This is a genomic window from Pseudomonas sp. UF-293 (assembly GCF_058245595.1).
The window spans coordinates 1-431 of sequence record NZ_JBSICA010000077.1; the positions used below are offsets into that span (position 1 = coordinate 1).

Consider the following 431-nt stretch of genomic DNA (forward strand, 5'->3'; position numbering starts at 1 on the left):
ACTGGCACTGCAACCGCTGTTGCTGCGAACGATGCGCTGACCGGCAACGCGCCGATCACCAACTCGATCACTGGCGTAACCGGCGGGAACTTCGAAGATCTGGTGGCGGACAAAACTCCGGTCTCGACTTCTGTCACCGACGTTGCCGACACCACCAACCTGTCGCTCAGCGCGACCGGTTCCGTGGCCGAAGGTGGATCGATTGTTTACACCGCGACATTGACCAACGCCGCTGGCTCGCCAGTGACCGTGACCCTGTCGAACGGTGCTGTGATCACCATCAAGGCTGGCGAAACCAGCGGTACTGCGACCGTTCCGGCACCGTCCGATGACGTCTACAAAGATGCCGGCTCCGTGCAGGCGACGATCACCGGCGCTACCGGTGGTAACTTCGAAAATCTCGTGCCGAGCACCACTCCAGCGGTCACTCA

The 431-nt window shown here is 61.3% G+C and carries 1 protein-coding gene; it reads left to right on the forward strand.

Going from position 1 to position 431, the window contains the following annotated elements:
* Positions 1–431, forward strand: a 431-nt coding sequence (locus AC4IHP_RS27850) for an immunoglobulin-like domain-containing protein (RefSeq protein WP_490833289.1), incomplete at both ends; no start/stop codon positions are given.